Consider the following 19,576-nt stretch of genomic DNA (forward strand, 5'->3'; position numbering starts at 1 on the left):
TAGTAATCTTTGATCATATCACTATTTAATATACTCATAACTCAAATTAAGGATTGTATATTTCATAAAGAACGTGTTCTTGAAGTGCGTGCCCATCTGGAAGCTTGGGATGATTGAAGTGTTTAACTTTACGCATTCCTAGTCTTTCCATTACAGCTTGAGAAGGCTTATTCACTGTTGCTGTAAAAGAAACCACTTTATCTTTATTAAGCACATTGAAGGCATAGTCTAATGCTGCTTTTGCTCCTTCTGTGGCATAACCTTTTTTCCAGTATTTTGTAGCAATCCTCCAGCCAATTTCAATGCAAGGGGAAAAATCAAATTGTTCTGGTTGGTCGTGTAGGCCAATAAAACCAATAAAGTCATGGCTTTCTTTTAATTCTACAGCCCAAAATCCCCAATCTTTTTCATCAATAAGGGCCGATGCTCTTTGAATTAAATTTATACTTTCAGTAGCAGATAAAAGCTTTGGAAAAAAACGCATAACATCTTTATCCAATCCCATTTCGATAAAGGGGGCAGCATCAGTTTCTTTCCATTGTCTTAAGATTAAACGTTCGGTTTCGATCATAGTAAAAGCTCTTTAAATATAATTTTAATTTAACCATATAGTCTACAGTGGCTTTTGTATAATTTTCTGTAAGATAATCTTAGAATTAATGCTTACCACTCCTTTAATTTTATTGAGTGTATTAATAACAAAGTGAGAAAAAGAATCTAGATCTTTAGTGGCGACATGCAGGACATAATTAGATTCGCCTGTAATGATATAAGCATTAATCACTTCATCAAAATTCTTGATCTGGCTTAAAAAAAACTGATGATCATTTTCAGTGAGTTGAGCAAGTTTAATTTCAACTATGGCCTCAATTTTTATACCTAATTTTTCGTAGTTAACTTTCGCTTGATATTTTTCAATGATCCCGTTTGTTTCTAAAATCTTGACGCGTCGGTGACAAGCAGATGCTGAGAGATTGACTAGATCAGCAAGTTCTTGGTTACTTAAGCGGCCATTATCTTGTAAATACTTCAAAATTTTTAGATCGATTGCATCGACATTCATTTTCGAATTCCATCCATGTTTTTTAATTTTAATTAGAATTTTATACGAAATTAGTCATTTTTTATCAAATATTATCGAATAAATCGCAAGAATTGGCGTGATAAAATTCAAATACAAAGGAAATGTTGAAATAGGTGCAATACCAAATGATTACTCGTGAACAGTGTCTATATTGGGATCAGGAAGATGAACTCAAAAAATTTAAAGATGAATTTGCATTGCCAGAAGGTGTCATTTATTTAGATGGTAACTCTTTAGGTGCTAGACCAAAGAAATCTTTGGCTGTCGCCCAGCACATTATTTCCCAAGAATGGGGAGAAGATTTGATCAATAGCTGGAATAAGGCTGATTGGTGGGGGCTACCTACTAGACTGGGAGATAAGGTAGCCACATTGATTGGTGCTGAGCAAGGCGAAGTTGTTATTTCAGATTCAACTACACTGAACTTATTTAAAGTTTTATCAGCAGCGGTAAAAATTCAGGCTGAAAAATATCCTGAACGTAAAATCATCGTTGCGGAAAAAGATGCTTTTCCAACAGATATTTATATTATTGAAGGTTTCATTGATTTAATTCAAAAGGGCTATCAAGTTGAATTGATTGATGGCGTAGAAGACTTAGCTCGAGCATTAGAGAAAGATGTTGCAGTAGTGGTACTTTCTCACGTGAATTACCGTACTGGGTATTTCTACGATATGTCATCTATTAATGAGCAGATTCACTCTAAAGAAGCTTTGGTGATTTGGGATTTATGTCACTCCGTTGGTGCTGTTCCAATGGACCTAAACCAAAGCGGCAGTGATTTTGCGATTGGTTGTACCTACAAATATTTAAATGGTGGTCCTGGTTCTCCAGCAATGTTGTGGGTCAATGAAAAGCACCGTGATCAGTTTTGGCAACCTTTATCTGGCTGGTGGAGTCACAAGAAACCATTTGATATGGCACAGCATTATGAGCCTGCTAATAGCATTCGTCGCTATTTATGTGGAACACAGCCCATTATCTCTATGAGTCTTATTGAATGCGGCGTAGATATTTTCCTACATGCCGATATGCAAAAAATCCGTGAGAAATCTCTGAAATTAACTGATTTATTCATTCAACTGGTACAGCAAGAATGCTCTGAATTTGGTTTTGAGTTAATTACGCCTTTAGATCATAAATATCGTGGTAGTCACGTTAGTTATCGCCATGAATTCGGTTATGAAATTATTCAGGCGCTTATTGCACGTGGTGTGATTGGTGATTATCGGGAACCTGCGGTGTTGCGATTTGGTGTTACACCTTTGTACTTAGGATTTGAAGATATTTGGAATGCAGTACAGCATTTAAAAGAAACCATGCTGAATAGTGAATGGAAAAACAAGCGCTATTTAGTTCGCGGTGAAGTGACCTGATTTTAAGGAATCAAAATAAAATAAATGGCTAGGAGGGCCTATGAGTAGTTTTGATGAAATACAAAATAGAGAAGCTGGGCTGCATAAAAAGTTATCTGCAAAACAGATGGGTATGATTGCGATTGGTGGAGCAATTGGAACCGGATTGTTTATGGGAAGCAAATTTGCAATTAGCTTTGCAGGTCCCGCAGTCATTGTCAGCTATGCGATTGGTGGTTTAATTGCATTTGCACTTATGGCTTGCTTGGCTGAAATGACGGTTCAGCATCCTACTTCGGGCTCATTTGGGGCGTATGCAGAACATTATATGAGTCCACTTGCTGGCTTTTTAGTTCGCTACTGTTATTGGGCTTGTATTGTGCTGGCTGTAGGTACCGAGATTACCGCTGTAGCTGACTATATGAAGCTTTGGTTCCCCAATGTAGGCTCTTGGGTCTGGATTGGTTTTTTTTCACTGACCTTACTTGTTATAAATGCCTATAGTGTTAAAGCCTTCGGACTAGTTGAGTACTGGTTTTCCACAATCAAAGTTTTTGCCATTATCGTGTTTATTCTTTTGGCTATTGGTATCTTGACTCAAAGCAATCAGGGAATGAAGCAAGTTGTGACTAATTTGTCAGGGCATGGAGGCTTTTTCCCCAATGGCTTTAGTGGGGTATGGATTGGTGTCATTATTTCAATATTTAGTTATTTAAGTATAGAAATGATCGCCGTCGCAGCTGGTGAAGCAAAAGACCCTGAAAAAGCAGTAAAAAAGGCATTTAAAAGCACAGCACTCCGACTCATTTTGTTCTATTTATTATCGTTACTTCTCATCGTTACTTTGGTGCCATGGACGGTTTTGATTGGAGCAGATGCAACAAGTCCTTTTGTTATGGTCATGAGGATTGTTGGTATTCCATATGCCGATAGCATTTTAAATTTTATTGTAATTGTAGCTGCCTTATCTGCAATGAATAGCATGCTTTATATTTCAACTCGTATGTTGTTTAGCTTGTCCCGTGCAGGTGATGCACCAAAAGTTTTTGGCCGAATCAGTAGCAACGGTGTACCGGTAAATGCACTGTTGTTATCAGCGGTGGGGATTGGTATTGCTAGTATTGTTTATACGATTAATCCGGCTTCTGCGTTTCCAATCATGATTGCGCTATCGATGTTTGGTGCATTGTTCACGTGGGGCAGCATCTTTGTAACACATATGTTTTTTAGAAAACATATGGCTCAGCAAAGCATCGAGCTGAAATTTAAAATTCCTGCTAGTCGATTCATCTCACTATTTGGTTTTATTGCGATTTTGAGTATTACAGTAACCACTTGGTTTACGAATGAGTTTAAGTCTACTTTACAGTTTGGCGTACCTTTGGTGCTTGTTCTGATATTTTGCTTCTACTTAAAACGTTCAACCTTAAAAGTAAGTCTTAAGTCTACTGAAGAGACATTGAAGTAATCGCGATATGAGACAATATGACAATGCTACAACGGTAGCAAATGAAGGTGAAATATTAGCAAGCTTTCAATATAGAAGCTTGCTAAGTTATCAGGCCTATCATCACGTAAAAGATATTAAGTATGGTTCACAGAACCGATCAACGATGGATTTTTTCCCTTTAGAACATGCCAATAAAACAGTGATTTTTATACATGGGGGATATTGGCAGTGGTGTGATAAATCGGACTTTGCCTTTATAGCACCGTATATTTTGGCAAAAGGAGCGCAGTGTGTACTTGTAGAATATGACTTGGCTCCTCAACGCCATATTTCGCAAATTGTGGCTCAGACTCAAAAAGCCCTAGATTTTATTGCACAGCAGAATTGGAAAACGGATGAGGTTTTATTAGTGGGCCATTCAGCAGGGGCGCATCTCGGAGCATTATGTTTAAGCCACCCTTTGTTATCTGAGGTGGCTTTATTAAGTGGAATATATGATTTAGCACCTATACAAGCGACTCATTTAAACCATGCACTAAAGTTATCACAAGACGATATTTTAAAATGTAGCCCTATTCATCGGGAAGAGAATGTTGATATTCCTTGTATGCTTTTGTGTGGAGAGTTGGAGTTAAGTGAGTTGAAATGGCAAAGCCAAAACTATTTTGATCATAAGTGCAAACAAAATCAGAATCTTATGTCATTAGATATTATTTCCGAAGTTAATCATTATTCTATTTTAGATTATTACTTTAAGTATATATTTAAATAAAATCGAAAATGCGAAATATAAAACTTTGGGGAATTAAATTGGATAAATTATAGATTTTAAAAATCAAAAACTTATCCTTGCTCTATAAAAGAGAATGCCTCCATCTCAATTGTTAACTTAAGTGTATAGACGATTTTAAGTGATTGTTAGACCTTATGTGGTAAATCATTTACTTGAACCTAAAATTAGATTATATATATTTATTTAAATTTAAATAATATATATTCATTGTTTGTTATATGTGGATTGAACTGTAAACTTTGTCACATTTAATTAACTTTTTTATTGATATATATGCTTAAGAGTTGACCTAAACTAATATCTCGATTAGATTAAAAAGATAGTGTTTTCTCTCTACGTGACAAATTGTTTAGCTGTTGCTTAGATGAGTTTTATAGTCCGTAGCTTCCCAAGATACGGACTTTTTTATTTTCAAACTTTCTGTTGAAAAGTATTTTAGTACATAAAATCATCAAATTTGTTCATATTTATAGTCATAAGTCACTAAATTTATCAAAGAGGTATTGAAAATACATCTTTAAGCGATTATAGTAGTTGAAGCATATACTGCGTCTGTAAAGTTATTTTTTTTTAATACCCTCATATTTTTTAATATGGGGGTATTTTTTATTAAGAACTAAATCAATAATTAATATATTTATACATTTCTGATACGAAAAATTTGTAGTTGAATAAATTGTAAAATTCTTATGGTTGATAATTTGATTGAATTTTTAAATAATTTTTAAAAGTTTGGTTGTTTCTAAGATTTTATGGATATTTTGAAGTTTCTAAAAAGTTTTAATACAGTTGGTACTTATTTGACTGTTATGCTAGTTGTTTTAATAAGTATGCTTTTATATTTTTATATAATTGCTCCTCAAACGTAAAAAGAAAGGTCCTGAAGGACCTTTTTTAAATTTTTGCATGAGTACCATATTTATCTATCATAATTGAGCTCGCTTCATTTAGACCGCGAACAGTTACTTTAATATTGTTCTTTTGAAATTTATTTACTACAGAATCTAGCATAGCAACTGAAGTCACATCCCAAATATGAGAATGGGTAAGGTCAATAATGGCTTCTTTAATATCTTCTTTAAAGTTAAAGCCTTGCATAAAATTTTCAGATGAACTAAAAAATATTTGACCACTTAACTTATACAGACGAGCTTCACCTTCTAAGGAGGTTTCTATACGAATATCATTTTCAAGTTTATTTGCTAAGAAAAGTGCTGAAAGTAATACGCCCGTCAATACGCCTAACGCTAAGTTATGAGTGGCAACTACCACGATAACAGTACCAATCATAACAACATTACTGCTTTTAGGATTGTTTTGAAATTGTGTTAGTGAACTCCACAGCAGAAAGTAGATAAACGTGTGCGGCCACCCGATTTTACATTAATCATTGATTGACCAATCATGGCACAACCGGCCATACCACCCAAAAAACCTGAAGCAATATTAGCAATCCCTTCACACCTAACTACACGACATCACTAAACAGTGATGAGTTATTTACAAGAAATAAGAGGATGTAAACTTAAGGTGGCGTAAGCATCATGGATATAGAGTTTGAAGCATTTAAAAGTGTTTGAAGAATAGCATAAGATCTAAAAATTAATAAAAGAGATAACGATAAATTTAAGTTGTTTAACTTTAAAGAAGTTTATAAAGATGTTGAGCTCTTTTTAATAGCTACTTTTATGCAACAGAGCCTTTCATAAATTTGGATTTTAATAAATGTGCTATTCATCATAATACAAATCATATAGAGAGCATGTACCAAACTTTTGCTAAAAGTTTAAAAATTCTCGTAAATTTTGAAAATTTATAAGGTGGACATATGAATAAACATTTATTAACTAAAATTGCTTTAGTGGGTGCTGCCCAGATATTTGCATTCAATACAGCGTTTGCTGATATTCCTCTTACCCCTGCACAATTTGCTAAAGCAAAAACAGAAAATTTTGATAAAAAAGTTATTTTGTCTAACTTAAATAAACCGCATGCTTTGTTATGGGGGCCAGATAATCAGATTTGGTTAACTGAACGAGCAACGGGAAAGATTATAAGAGTCAATCCTGAGTCTGGTAGTGCAAAAACAGTTTTTCAGGTTCCTGAAATTGTGAATGATGCAGATGGACAAAATGGTTTATTAGGCTTTGCCTTTCATCCTGATTTTAAACATAACCCTTATATCTATATTTCGGGTACTTTTAAAAATCCAAAATCTACAGATAAAGAACTACCAAACCAAACGATTATCCGTAGGTATACCTATAATAAAATAACAGATACATTTGAAAAACCTATCGATTTGATTGCAGGTTTACCATCATCGAAAGATCACCAGTCTGGTCGTCTTGTTATTGGCCCCGACCAAAAAATCTATTATACAATTGGTGACCAAGGTCGTAACCAGTTGGCTTATTTGTTTTTACCAAATCAGGCGCAGCATACCCCAACTCAGCAAGAGCTGAATAGCAAAGACTACCATACCTATATGGGCAAGGTATTACGTTTAAATCTTGATGGAAGTATTCCTAAAGATAACCCAAGCTTTAATGGGGTAGTTAGTCATATCTATACTTTAGGGCATCGTAATCCACAAGGTTTGGCATTTGCTCCAAACGGAAAGCTTTTACAGTCTGAGCAAGGCCCAAATTCTGATGATGAAATTAATCTCATTTTAAAAGGTGGGAACTATGGTTGGCCAAATGTAGCTGGTTATAAAGACGATAGTGGCTATGCCTATGCCAACTATTCGGCTGCGACTAATAAATCACAAATTAAAGATTTGGGTCAAAATGGAGTAAAAGTAGCCGAAGGCGTTCCAGTGACTAAAGAGTCTGAATGGACTGGGAAAAACTTTGTAGCACCTTTAAAAACGTTATATACCGTACAAGATACCTATAACTACAATGATCCAACTTGTGGTGATATGACTTATGTCTGCTGGCCAACGGTTGCACCGTCATCGGCATATGTATATACGGGAGGCAAAAAAGCGATTCCGGGATGGGAAAATACATTATTGGTACCATCTTTAAAACGTGGGGTAATTTTCCGTATTAAGCTAGATCCGACATATAGTGCGACTTTGGATGATGCTATCCCGATGTTTAAAAGCAATAACCGCTATCGTGACGTGATTGCAAGTCCAGAGGGCAATGTTTTATATGTACTGACCGATACAGCAGGGAATGTGCAAAAAGACGATGGTTCTGTAACGCATACTTTAGAGAATCCTGGTTCTCTTATTAAATTTACGTATAACGGAAAGTAATTTATGTAAAAAACCCAGCTCTATAGCTGGGTTTTTTATACAAGTTTAGATTTATTTATTCAGTTACGACCAATACTGGTACATGGATTTCTCCTAACAGTGCTTGAGTCACACTTCCTAAGAAGAACTTTTTAAAACCTTTTCGCCCATGAGAACCAATCACTAATAAATCAGCTTTTAGCTCAGTTGCTGCTTTGATAATTTCTGTGTGAATTGTTTGACCTTCAACAATCTTTGTTTCAACAGAAATTCCGTGTTGACTAAATTGCTCTTTAGCTTGATCTAAAATGCCCTGAATCGAAGCTCTCGCTTTATTAAAGTAATCTTGCGCGATTTCTGTACTATCGATGATTTCAACTGAAATAAAAGGATCAATAGTGAGCGCATATACTAAAGTAACTTTACTGTTAAATGCTTTTGCAAGACTTGCAGCATGATTAACCGCAATAAGTGAAGTAGGAGAACCGTCGACTGGAACTAAAATATGGTGATAACTCATATATTGCTCCTTATTGCCTTGTGACAATATTTATTGTTGAAGAACTAAAAATTAGTTATCGTTATGATTATATTATCGCCAATTTTATGGTTTTTATTGTGTGTTTTTAGTGTGTAAAGCGAGCGACTTCTTTTGAATATTCAGACTAATTCATAGAATAGTGGCTTTCTATATAAGCCTGACCTTGTTTAAGAATAGATATAACCTGATTCGCATCAATAGCTTGTTCAAATAAGAAACCTTGTCCAATGTTATATCCGAACTGGAGCAGTAACTCTTGTTGTTCAGGTGTTTCAATACCTTCTGCTATTAGCCTAAGGGAAAGATTGGGTGCAAGTAAGCCAATTGCTTGGACGATTGCATAAATTGATGGGTCATTTTGCATCTTTTGTATAAAGCTACAATCGACTTTTAGGCAATCAATTGGATAGTCTCGTATATGTGTTAGAGAAGAAGATCCTGTTCCGAAATCATCTAAAGCAATGCGTACCCCATGTTGTTTTAGTTTATTGAGTGCACGAATAACATATTCAGAACCACGATCACCAAGCATATGCTCAGTAACTTCTATTTCAATTAAATGTGTAGGAACGTCAAACTGATAAATCTTTTTTAATAGGCGTTCAGCGTAATTGTCTCTTAAAAATTCAACTGGCGCTGCATTTAGAGATACAGGAAGTGGCTGAAAACCTAATTTTATCCATTTAGCCATATCATGCAAAACTTGATGCTGCATAATTTCACCGATCTTACTGGCTAAATCATAGTCTTTAAAAGCTTCAGCAATTTGTGAAGGCAAACCTGTTTGAGCTGATGTTGTGTGCCAACGTAATAATGCTTCAAATCCTAGGACGGCATGAGTCTTTAAATCAACTTTGGGTTGATAGTAAGGTTGGATGGTATGGTGACGAATAAGCTGCCTAGCAATGTTAAGCTGAGATGCGATTGCTTCGGTTAATTGCATCATACTGGGGTTATACATACGTATACCACCACGACCTCGAGCTTTTAAGTCATGTAATGCCATGTCTGCACAGCTTAATAAACTCGACTGATCAACAGCATCTTGCGGGTAAATGGCACAGCCGATACTCATTCCGCCGTTGAGCACATTGCCAGCATATGTAATAGGGTGATTGAGTTGTTGGAGTAATACTTCAGCGATACCTTGAATATCATCTTCATCTTTTAAATGACTAATAATGACCGCAAATTCATCTCCACCTAATCTAGCAACAATACATCGTTCATGTTCTACGCACTGATTAAAACGTTTCGATAGAATTTTTAGCAAGTGATCACCAGCACTATGACCTATGGTGTCATTAATGTGCTTGAAATGATCTAAATCAATTAAAAGTAACCCTACGCTGGTTTGAGTTTCTCTTGAGTAAGTTAATGTGCGCTTTAATTGTAGTTTAAATGAACGTCGGTTAAATAATCCGGTAAGTTCATCACGCTCACTAATATCTCTTAATCGGTTTTCAGTAAGATGTTGCTGAGTAACGTTCCGAGAAACACACAATATTTGAATAATTTCGCCGTTTGTATGTTGAATTGGAGTAAGTATATTGTCCCAATGTTCAGGATCCTGATTGGGTAAAGAACTCATGCCAGCGAATCGAGCTACTTTACCTTGTAAGGCTTTTTTTAAAGCAACTCTTCCACGTTTACGTATATGAGGTGGTAAAAGGTCTAACCATGGCATTCCAAATTTTTTTTCATTTTCAGGCACGCCTAGAGCAACGCATCCTGATTTATTCATATGAGAGACTGTGCCATCTGTATTTAAAACTTTAATACAATCGACACTGATATCAAGCATTTGATTTTGTATATCAATATCTTTACGTAAGTTTTGTTGTTCTTGAATGTCTTGATCAATATCTAAAAAACTAATAAACCATTCATTTTCAGGCAAAGATTCATGATATTTTGACAATTGAATTGAAAGCTTACACCATCGATAGTCATGGCTTTTATGTAAAAGACGACATTTAAATTCGATTCTTGATTGGAGTCTTATAGCATCTAACCATTTGTTTTTAACTTCTTCTAAATCGGCAGGGTACACGAAATCTAGCCATTGTTGAGATAATGGGGGAGAAGTATCGTGCCAGTATTTTGTACACTCCGTATTGCAATATAAAATTAAGCCTTTTTCATCACTAACCCATGTCGGTAGAGGAATCTGCTCAACAATAAAATGCTTTTGGGTAGTGTTCGACATTGAAGTCATAACATGCCTAAAAATTGCTGAAGAATTAAACTATTTATAAACTGTATTGTAATAGTTGTGTCGTCAGCACAAAAGCTATAAAAACTCGACATTTGGTGTTTTTTTGAGCTTAAATAAATATTTTTCTAAAATATAATTGTAATTGTTCATGTATGCGTATGTTATTTATTAATTTTTAATTCTATTTAGGTTGCTAAAAATAGAGTTTTAACTTTAAAAAATTATGCTTATTTTTGTAAAAAAATTGTTATAAACAGTTGTTTATATATTAGAAAAAAGAAGAGATTATGGAGGTATATAAATGAGATAAAATATTTTTTAAGGCGCAAGTTAGGTTAGATTCAATATTTTACTTAGAAAAATTTATATAAATAATTAATTTAAATCATTAAGTACAAATACAATAACTACTATTAAGTTTACAAAAGTAACATAAAATAAGGCCTTATATTATCGTAGAATTCTCTTTGTCGAAAAGGATATATACATCCTTTTTGTGCATTTTATAGCCTACATTTTCCCCAAGATGTAGGTTTTTTTTATGCCATAATTTTATCATCTTACTGTTTATTAAATTTTAAATTATATAAAAAAAAGCCATGATGGCTTTTTATACGGTTTCTGGTTTTTTCAATTGTTGTTGAATATAAAGGTTCATATAATACTGCTCTATATAGTCATCAGCATAATTGTTAGCTAAAGTTTTTGTAGCTACCTGTTCATGCTTATTATAACAATTAGTTTCTAAATCCTTCTCAAGTACCCACCATTGACGGTTAATACGACGTACCTGAAACTTATCACTTTTATATTTTCTTTTAGCCATTTTTCCAAAAATTACGATGTAGATAATAGAAGAGAGTTTCTACTGGAGTTGAAAGAACAAGTCAACACGCATAGTGTTTAATTGACTAATTTATGAAATTTAAGTTTCGAGTCATGGTCAATAAATGTAAAAAAGCCCTCATAAGAGGGCTTTAAAATTCAGTAAGTTATAGAAAGTAATTAACGAGCTAGATTCTTTAAAAGCATTTTTAAGCTTTCCATCATTTTTTCTAACTGTAAAGGGGTTATACCTTCAAAAGATTGCTCAAGTACGACGCTGGTCAGGTCATTAATTTTATTTATCATTTCAGTGCCACGTTCAGTAAGATATACACGTGTAATACGTCCATCAGTTTGGCAAGAATATGTTTCAACTAAACCTTCGTCTTTTAAGCGATAAACAATTTTAGTTGTTGTCGACATCTTTGAGATGATCATGTCAGATAGCTCAGAAACGCTAGCATGTGGTTTGCTACTGAGAGCAAGCATAATCCGTCGACGTGAGTTATCTAAGCCATATTTTTTAAGGGCATTGTCAATATTCTGAACATATTGAGCATGGACCTGAGTAATCCAATAATATGGAAAATCTTCAAGAGTGAAAGATTCTGTTGTAGGTAAAAAACGCGCATACTTCTTTGTCATTGACTTTTCCCCATACCTTGGTGGATCGCATTTTATGAAACTAATCTTAATAGTTGAAAAATATAGTTTCACTAAGCAAGTTATATCAGGACTTTAGGTCGTGAGCAAAATTTATATTGTTTGATTTAACAAGGACAAACTATAAATTTTACTAATCTGATAAAACTTATTTCTTACCGTTGATTTGAACTTGGCTGCTCGCTTGTTCGTAAAATGAACGATATCTTTTTGCCAGAGAATCCTAGAAAAAAAAAATTGTTTTGAACGTGACATTTCTCTAAATATTTTTTGTCTACAAAGTCATAACCATAAAAAATAAATGCATTTAATAAGGAAATATTTAATATAATCAATTAATTAAATTACATGTAAAGCTAAAAAATTTACCAGACATTTAACATGATTGGTGAATAATCTATAAATTTTATTGGATATTTGTTTTATGTTATTGATTTTTAAATATTAAAATATTTTTTTAAATAGGGCGATTCTTTCAAATTATAACTTAAATATGTAAATAGGGTTCTAAAAGCTCAGAAATTAAAAGAAGAATCTAATAAAAGCTAACTCTTGCAGTGGTATTAGCCCAAGATCTTCCAGAAGAAATTATGGCGCGAGCAGTTCAAATTCAACATTAAAAATTAGCTAGAAATAAAAAGGGAGAATTAATATTCTCCCTTTTTTATTAACTTATGAGTTTGTTAATAGTTTTTCTTCTTGGTTCCTTTTTAGGACGGCATAACTAACACCTGTTACGATGCTGCCAGCTGCAATTGCTGCTAGATATAACCAAGCATGATTAATTGCATTTGGAATTAGAAGTACAAATACACCGCCGTGTGGAGTAACGAGTTCACAGTGAAATAAAGCAACCAGTGCTCCAGTTACTGCGCCACCTAAAATACAAGTTGGAATAACACGCATTGGGTCTTTTGCTGCAAATGGGATTGCACCTTCTGAAATAAAGCATAAGCCAAGCACGAAAGCAGCTTTGCCAGCATCTTTCTCGCCTGTACTAAATTTATTTCTAGCGAGGAAGGTTGCAATTGCCATACCTATTGCAGGAACCATACCACCTGCCATAGTGGCTGCCATTGGCATATAGGTATTGGTTGTAAGTAAACCAACCGTAAAAGCATAAGCTGCTTTGTTAATTGGGCCACCTAAATCAATACACATCATACTTGCGAGAATAATTCCCATTAATATGGCATTTGTGGTGCCCATGTTATTGAGAAAATCTTTCATTAACTCAAAAATATGTGCTACAGGTTGACCAACCACATAGAACATAATGAGACCAACAAATAATGTTCCTAATAGTGGAATAATTAAAATAGGTTTAAGAGACTCTAAGCTAGTTGGTAGTTTAAGTTTTTTGGCAATAAATAATGCGATATAACCAGCAAGGAAGCCAGAAACAATACCACCTAAAAAGCCCGCTTGTAGCTGTGCAGCTAATAATCCACCAATTAAACCAGGGGCAAGACCAGGGCGGTCTGCTATGGAATATGCAATATAACCTGATAGCATCGGTACCATCAGCATAAATGCTGCTGCACCAATCTGTTTTAATATAGCTGGTAGGCTACCAACTTGTTCTGCGGCATTCAGGCCAAAACATAAAGAAAGTGCAATTAATAGACCACCTGCAACAACCATGGGTAGCATATAAGAAACACCAGTTAATAAGTGTTTATATACTCCAACTTTTTCAGTTTTCTCTTTATTTTCCGTTGTAGCTTGTTGTTTACCTTGTTCTAAAACTTGTGCATTCGCAATTGCCTCTGCAAATGCCTTGTCGGTTTGTTTTAGGGCAAAGCCAGTACTGCATCGATAAACACGTTTACCTACAAAACGGTCTGTGTTGACTTCAATGTCAGTTGCAAGAATAACAATATCGGCATCTGCAATCGCTTGTGCTGACAAAATATTCTTCGCGCCTACAGAACCTTGAGTTTCTACGTCGATTTGATATCCAAGTCTCTCTGCACCTTGCTGTAACGCTTCGGCCGCCATAAATGTATGGGCAACTCCAGTTGGGCAAGCAGTAATTGCAACAAAGTGAGTTGCTGTATTTGAAGCCTGCTTAGGTTTTTGAGCCCATTCGTTTGCAGGTTTCGAGTGTTCAAGTGCTGTTAAAAATGCTTTATCTGCATCTTCTTTAATATCTTCAATAGAAACTAGAGATAAAGTACTTTGACCAAAAATATTTAGGTTTTTAGGTTGTTGTCCAATAATAATCACATGATTAAAGTAATCACTTGATTCAAATTCGTCGAGTGAAATAACACTGTGTTTATAGCCATGTTGTGTTGCAACTAAAGCAAGTTTACGAGCTAAAATCAAAGCATTGACTTGCTGTTGCGGACTATTCGTGACAAATAATAAATGTTTAGCAGTTTGCATCAGATTCACTCAATGAATTGATAGTAGTTTGTGCTTTTAATTGGTCTAGAACTTCTGGATTAGGAATTCGAAAACCAATTTGTGTTACAGCATGGCTTGCAATTGCTGTCGCAGTTTTTAAAGTTTCTTCAGGAGAAAGTTGACTTACAAGTCCGTGAATCATACCTGCTAAGAGGGAGTCACCAGCACCGACTGTACTTTTTACAATAACTTTTGGTGCTTGAGCATGTAGGGGGTGTGAGGCATGCAGCCAATTTACGCCACCTTCACCCATTGAAATAACCACATGCTCAATATCGGTTAAGCTGTCAAAAAGTTTTCTTTGTTCAGCATAGCTTGTTGCAGGACGTTGATAACTTTCTACGAGCTCATCAGTATTAGGCTTGATCATCCAAGGTTGACATGCAATTGCGGCAACCAAAGCTTTACCACTAGTATCTAATGCAACTTTTTTATTTTGTTTTTTGATTAATTGAATAAGTTGTTGTAACTCATCAATACTAAAACCTTGGGGCAGGCTACCAGCTATTGCAACCACTTCAATTTGTGGTAACAGAGCTTCAATCTTATTAAATAGGCTTTGTTTGTCTGTTTCAGAAACAAAGAAACCTTTGCCGTTTAAATCGGTCATCCGCCCAGAATGCTCAGCAATTTTTATATTTTGGCGTGTTTCGCCATCAATATAAATAAATTCTGATTGAAATTGAGCTTGGGCAAAATGTGTATCGAAAATTTGTCGATTATGTTCGCCTAAAAAACCAGTTACGATGACATCGTGACCTAAGTCTTTTAATACTTGAGCAACATTAAGGCCTTTACCAGCCGCATGAATTTCTACCGACTCTTGTCGGTTCACTTCACCTACCTGTAACTCATTTAGTTGGATGGTTACATCAATTGCAGGGTTTAAAGTAACTGTTAAAATTTTAGCCATTACTATTCCCAATTTTATAAGTCTTGTTCAGAGAGCTGGCGTACAGCAGGAGCGCTATCACACAGTAAAGCTTGTTGCGCAAGTTTTTGAGCATGACTATAGCTCAGCGTACGAATTTGGGCTTTTACTAGTGGAATGCTATTTGGCGACATACTCAGTTCATCTACGCCTAATCCCATGAGAATAGGTACAGCTTTCGGGTCTGCTGCGAGCTCACCACAGATTCCCACCCATTTGCCGTGTTTGTGGGCAGCTTTAACAGTTTGATCAATCAAGTTCAGAATACTTGGGTGTAAACCATCTGCTTCAGCTGAGAGTATTGGGTGGCCTCTGTCAATCGCTAAAGTATATTGAGTCAGGTCATTTGTACCGATACTGAAAAAGTCGACTTCTTGTGCAAGAATTGGTGCAAGCAAAGCAGCAGAAGGAACTTCAATCATAATGCCAACTTGTAAATTGTCACATGGATGTTGAGCTCTTACTTCATCAAGAATCGCTTTCGCAGCACGCCATTCTTCAACGCGCCCAATCATAGGGAACATAATTCGTAATGGACGATTATCCGATGCTTTTAATAAAGCAGTTAATTGCTGTCTTAAAAGCTCGGGGCGTCTTAAAGTTAAACGAATTCCTCTTAATCCTAAGAATGGGTTCTCTTCCTCAGCAATTGGTAGGTAAGGTAAAGGTTTGTCACCACCTACGTCTAATGTTCGTACAACAAGTGGGCGGCCAGCAAGTGCATCTAATACCACTCGGTAGTCAGCTTCTTGAACAGTTTCACTCGGTGCACTGCTATGAGACATGAAAACCAGCTCTGTACGAAGTAATCCAATCGCTTCTGCACCACATTCTACCGCTTGTGCTGTTGCTTGAACTTTACCTAAATTTGCCGCAATTTCGATTTGGTGTTGATCTAAAGTAATAGCAGGTTCTTGGCTATGACGTTCGGCTTCTTCACGAATTTGACGCTGTTGCTCACGCTCTTGCTTGGCTTGTTCGATTTGAACTGTATCTGGATTTAAAACAAAAGTTCCCGTGTCACCATTAATGAGTAGGGTACTTTTCTGATCAATTTCCAAGACTTGTTCACCAGCACCAACAATAGCCGGAATACCTAAAGCACGTGCCACAATTGCACTATGAGCACTTGCACCGCCTATAGCAGTCAAAATGCCTGCAACGCGGTCTTTGTTAAGACGAGCGACATCGCTTGGCCCAACATCATGCATAATTAAAATATACGGCTCTTTAGGCTCTTCAATAACCACTTCACCACATAGTTGTGTTAAAACACGGTCACCAATATCACGTAAGTCTGTTGCACGTTCAGCGAGTAAACGATCTGGTAATGCTTCCTGCGCTTTAGCCGCAGCCTCAATGTGCTCATGCCAGGCAGCTGGTGCTGATAGATTGTGGTTAATTTTTTGATAGACACCATTAATCAAATCAGGGTCATCAAGCATTTCTAAGTGAGCTTGAAAGATTTGCTTAATTTCAGAAACATCTGATTTGGCAATAACTTGATGGATATTGTTTTTTACGGCATGTAATGCAATATCTAAATTTTCTTTTTCAGCTTTTACGCTTAAACCCATGCGTTCATATTGATAAACCTTTGGTTTAATCACATGTACTGGTCCAAAAGCCAAACCGCTCGATGCCGCGATTCCTGTGTTGTTGTTTCCTAGTGTTTTTACGCTTGATGGAGAAGGTTGTAAAGAAATCTGATCGGATACTTGACTGGTTATTGCTATTGCTTCGACTTCTTCGCCTAAGCCTTGCTCTACTGCAAAAATCACTTTATCTAAGGCATTTACTGCATCGGTTTCTGGTTCTGCAATAAAACGTAGAGTTTGACCACGTTTACAACCTAAGGCTAAAAGACGAGTTAAACTTTTAGCGGAAACAAAGTTGCCATCATCTACAGCAACTTGAATGTCGCCTTGAAAAGTTTTGGTCAAATTGACTAAGTGTGTAGCTGGTCGAGCATGTAAGCCATGTGCATTTGCTAATACCACTGAGCGTTGAGGCCAGTCTGGAATAACATCAGCCCCAATAATTTTGGCAATTTCGTTTGGAGTTTGGGTTTTATCTAACTCTGCAACTTGTTCTGGGTTGAATAAAATATCAATTAAACGATTAAATCTTGCATTATCGAGCTGATCATTCGCTGCTATACAAACTAATGTATTTAGCTTTTTCCCATTTAATTCTAAAATGTTTGATGGTTTAGTAATACTAATAGCAGGTTGTTGAACAAATTGATTGCTAGAAATAGACCAAATTTGATCTTGTAATTGGATGGCTTGTTCTGGATTGAGTGAACTTAAGAAACCACATTTTACAAAATTATGTTTTTTTAGTGTCTGAGAAGCTGTCCAAAATAAGTCTTCGATATCTTGCGCATCAATTTCAGTTTGAATGAGATTTTCATGAAGTGCTAAAGATAGAGGCTGAGCTTGTAGTAATTCAATAATTTGTTCAGGTTTAGAAGCATTTTTTACTTGTTCACTCACATCATGCATTAATGCGCGAGTAAGAATTTGCAAAACTTGCAAATGTTCATCAGATTTTGCTGCAATAACGACAGCTAAATAGATTTTATTTTCTCCATCCCAAATTACACCTTCCGGAAAATGGGCTAAGCGAATACCTGTTTTTAAAATATATTCACGTGATTGGGGAGTACCGTGGGGAATAGCAATACCTTGGCCTAAGTAAGTCGCGCTTTGTTGTTCACGATTGATGAGTCCTGTTATATATTCAGGTGTAACTAACCCATCATTTTCTAATATATCTACTAGACACTTTAATGCATGTGTTTTATCAACAGCATGTTGATTCATATGAATATGTTGAGGCTCTAGTGCTAGCATAATTATCCTTGAACAATTTCTTTGGCTTTAGCTAAAACAGAAAAAAAGAAGCTGTATGCATTAAACAAGTATATTTACTTATTTTTGACAACAGCTTCAGATGAATTACCTTAGCAGAACTTTAAATGTATATCGACGCATTTAAGTAAAAAGTAGTTCGTTTTTAATACAAAAAAACCTCTAAGTAGGATTACTGACTTAGAGGCGAAAATAAAACCAGTGATTAATGATTAATTTCTTGTTCTAAAATAGACCAAAGTTTTTGATGTGATTTTTTGAATAACAACATATGGCCAATTGATTTATATCCTAAATCTTTTGGATTAAGTTCAATCATTTTTTTATTTGCATTTGGATATAGACTTAATAATTCTTTTACATTGCATTTGGTTGCAATCTCATCATCATCAGCCCAAATCGCAGTAATTGAACACTGAATTTCTGAATGAAAATCATGAAAAATAGTCTTACCGATGGCATTTTTGACATATCCGGAATGGCTACAAAATTCTCGCCATTGTTGAGCAACTTTTTTAGGTAGGTTTTCTCCCATACCAATGAATTGAGTTGCGCCATAGCCTTTAACGAGACTAGAAATAGGGAAGATAAGATTAAACATAACTGGTGCTAAAACCTTGGTTTTTCCTTTAAGGCCTTTAATATGTCCAGTTGAACCAGCAACCGTTATTACTTTTGCGACTTTATTATAATTAGGTACGACTCCTAGTAGTTGTCCACCAGCACTATGTCCAATAAGAATAACTTGATCTGCTTTTGTTTTTATTAATAAAGCATCAATTGCAGCAGGAATATCAAGTGTTCCCCAGTCGGTAATACTTGCGGTGCTTTGTTTTAAAGCGCCATGTAGGGACTCGCCAATACCACGAAAGTCAAAACTCAATACATCATAGCCTTGTTGGCTTAACCATGCGGCGAAAGAGTGATAAAAGTTTTTAGTTATACCTGTTGCTGGACAAATGAGAATAGGATATTCAGTTTTCTTTTCTTGAGCAGGATAAAATTGAGCTGCAAGCTGATAACCATCTTTACAGGTAATCCAAAAAGATTCAAAAGTCTTATCCATAGATTTAAAGTTAATTGGCTAATCATTTATCTTAATGTACATGAGTTCTGAAAAGGTACTTGATTAAATTGTGACTACAAAGTCAAGATTTATGTTATATAACTCATCAAAT

The 19,576-nt window shown here is 35.5% G+C and carries 15 protein-coding genes and 1 pseudogene; 5 read left to right on the forward strand and 11 right to left on the reverse strand.

Going from position 1 to position 19,576, the window contains the following annotated elements; translation table 11 throughout:
• Positions 1-46 precede the first annotated feature (46 nt).
• Together ACLCEG_RS00320 and gigD are read right to left on the reverse strand one after the other, a co-directional pair.
• Positions 47-571: a GNAT family N-acetyltransferase gene (locus ACLCEG_RS00320; RefSeq protein ID WP_019458744.1), complete on the reverse strand. Its 525-nt coding sequence runs from the start codon at positions 569-571 to the stop codon at positions 47-49.
• A gap of 42 nt (positions 572-613) precedes the next feature.
• On the reverse strand, positions 614-1,063 hold the full coding sequence (gene gigD, locus ACLCEG_RS00325; protein ID WP_077169222.1) for an Lrp/AsnC family transcriptional regulator GigD: 450 nt from the start codon (positions 1,061-1,063) through the stop codon (positions 614-616).
• A gap of 146 nt (positions 1,064-1,209) precedes the next feature.
• Here gigD and kynU point away from each other — a divergent pair, with 146 nt between their 5' ends.
• From kynU to ACLCEG_RS00345, 4 genes are all read left to right on the forward strand, one after another.
• Positions 1,210-2,460 (forward strand): kynureninase, encoded by a 1,251-nt coding sequence (gene kynU, locus ACLCEG_RS00330; RefSeq protein ID WP_410564937.1) that lies wholly within the window; start codon positions 1,210-1,212, stop codon positions 2,458-2,460.
• Between the two features lie 40 nt (positions 2,461-2,500).
• Positions 2,501-3,907 carry an amino acid permease gene (locus tag ACLCEG_RS00335; protein ID WP_410564940.1) on the forward strand — a complete coding sequence of 469 codons (1,407 nt, stop codon included), beginning with the start codon at positions 2,501-2,503 and terminating at the stop codon, positions 3,905-3,907.
• A gap of 7 nt (positions 3,908-3,914) precedes the next feature.
• Entirely contained in the window at positions 3,915-4,661 is a 747-nt protein-coding gene (locus tag ACLCEG_RS00340; protein ID WP_410564943.1) for an alpha/beta hydrolase, read from the forward strand.
• Between the two features lie 773 nt (positions 4,662-5,434).
• Positions 5,435-5,551, forward strand: a complete 117-nt coding sequence (locus tag ACLCEG_RS00345; protein ID WP_077163328.1) for a hypothetical protein — start codon at positions 5,435-5,437, stop codon at positions 5,549-5,551.
• Between the two features lie 25 nt (positions 5,552-5,576).
• Here the strand turns inward: ACLCEG_RS00345 and ACLCEG_RS00350 are convergent.
• A pseudogene (locus tag ACLCEG_RS00350) lies at positions 5,577-6,142 on the reverse strand (STAS domain-containing protein); the annotation flags it as partial.
• 368 nt (positions 6,143-6,510) lie between these two features.
• Between ACLCEG_RS00350 and ACLCEG_RS00355 the strand changes: the two are divergent.
• Positions 6,511-7,953: a glucose/sorbosone family PQQ-dependent dehydrogenase gene (locus ACLCEG_RS00355; RefSeq protein WP_410564946.1), complete on the forward strand. Its 1,443-nt coding sequence runs from the start codon at positions 6,511-6,513 to the stop codon at positions 7,951-7,953.
• A gap of 55 nt (positions 7,954-8,008) precedes the next feature.
• Here the strand turns inward: ACLCEG_RS00355 and ACLCEG_RS00360 are convergent, their stop codons facing one another.
• From ACLCEG_RS00360 to ACLCEG_RS00395, 8 genes are all read right to left on the reverse strand, one after another.
• A complete protein-coding gene (locus tag ACLCEG_RS00360; RefSeq protein ID WP_002050707.1) occupies positions 8,009-8,452 on the reverse strand; it encodes a universal stress protein in 444 nt (147 codons plus the stop codon).
• Positions 8,453-8,597: 145 nt separating this feature from the next.
• A complete protein-coding gene (locus tag ACLCEG_RS00365) occupies positions 8,598-10,691 on the reverse strand; it encodes an EAL domain-containing protein (RefSeq protein WP_410564948.1) in 2,094 nt (697 codons plus the stop codon).
• Between the two features lie 610 nt (positions 10,692-11,301).
• Positions 11,302-11,517: a hypothetical protein gene (locus ACLCEG_RS00370; RefSeq protein ID WP_004701241.1), complete on the reverse strand. Its 216-nt coding sequence runs from the start codon at positions 11,515-11,517 to the stop codon at positions 11,302-11,304.
• A 179-nt stretch (positions 11,518-11,696) separates the two neighbouring features.
• A complete protein-coding gene (locus tag ACLCEG_RS00375; protein WP_151683357.1) occupies positions 11,697-12,161 on the reverse strand; it encodes a MarR family winged helix-turn-helix transcriptional regulator in 465 nt (154 codons plus the stop codon).
• A 690-nt stretch (positions 12,162-12,851) separates the two neighbouring features.
• Entirely contained in the window at positions 12,852-14,570 is a 1,719-nt protein-coding gene (locus ACLCEG_RS00380) for a fructose-specific PTS transporter subunit EIIC (RefSeq protein WP_410564950.1), read from the reverse strand.
• On the reverse strand, positions 14,557-15,504 hold the full coding sequence (gene pfkB, locus ACLCEG_RS00385; RefSeq protein ID WP_410564952.1) for a 1-phosphofructokinase: 948 nt from the start codon (positions 15,502-15,504) through the stop codon (positions 14,557-14,559). The genes ACLCEG_RS00380 and pfkB overlap by 14 nt, the downstream gene beginning before the upstream one ends.
• Before the next feature lie 14 nt (positions 15,505-15,518).
• Positions 15,519-18,380 carry a phosphoenolpyruvate--protein phosphotransferase gene (gene ptsP, locus ACLCEG_RS00390; RefSeq protein ID WP_410564955.1) on the reverse strand — a complete coding sequence of 954 codons (2,862 nt, stop codon included), beginning with the start codon at positions 18,378-18,380 and terminating at the stop codon, positions 15,519-15,521.
• 223 nt (positions 18,381-18,603) lie between these two features.
• Entirely contained in the window at positions 18,604-19,464 is an 861-nt protein-coding gene (locus tag ACLCEG_RS00395; RefSeq protein ID WP_410564958.1) for an alpha/beta fold hydrolase, read from the reverse strand.
• Between the last annotated feature and the right edge of the window lie 112 nt (positions 19,465-19,576).

The sequence above is a fragment of the Acinetobacter sp. H1(2024) genome (assembly GCF_046557555.1).
GTDB classification, from domain to species: Bacteria; Pseudomonadota; Gammaproteobacteria; order Pseudomonadales; family Moraxellaceae; genus Acinetobacter; species Acinetobacter seifertii.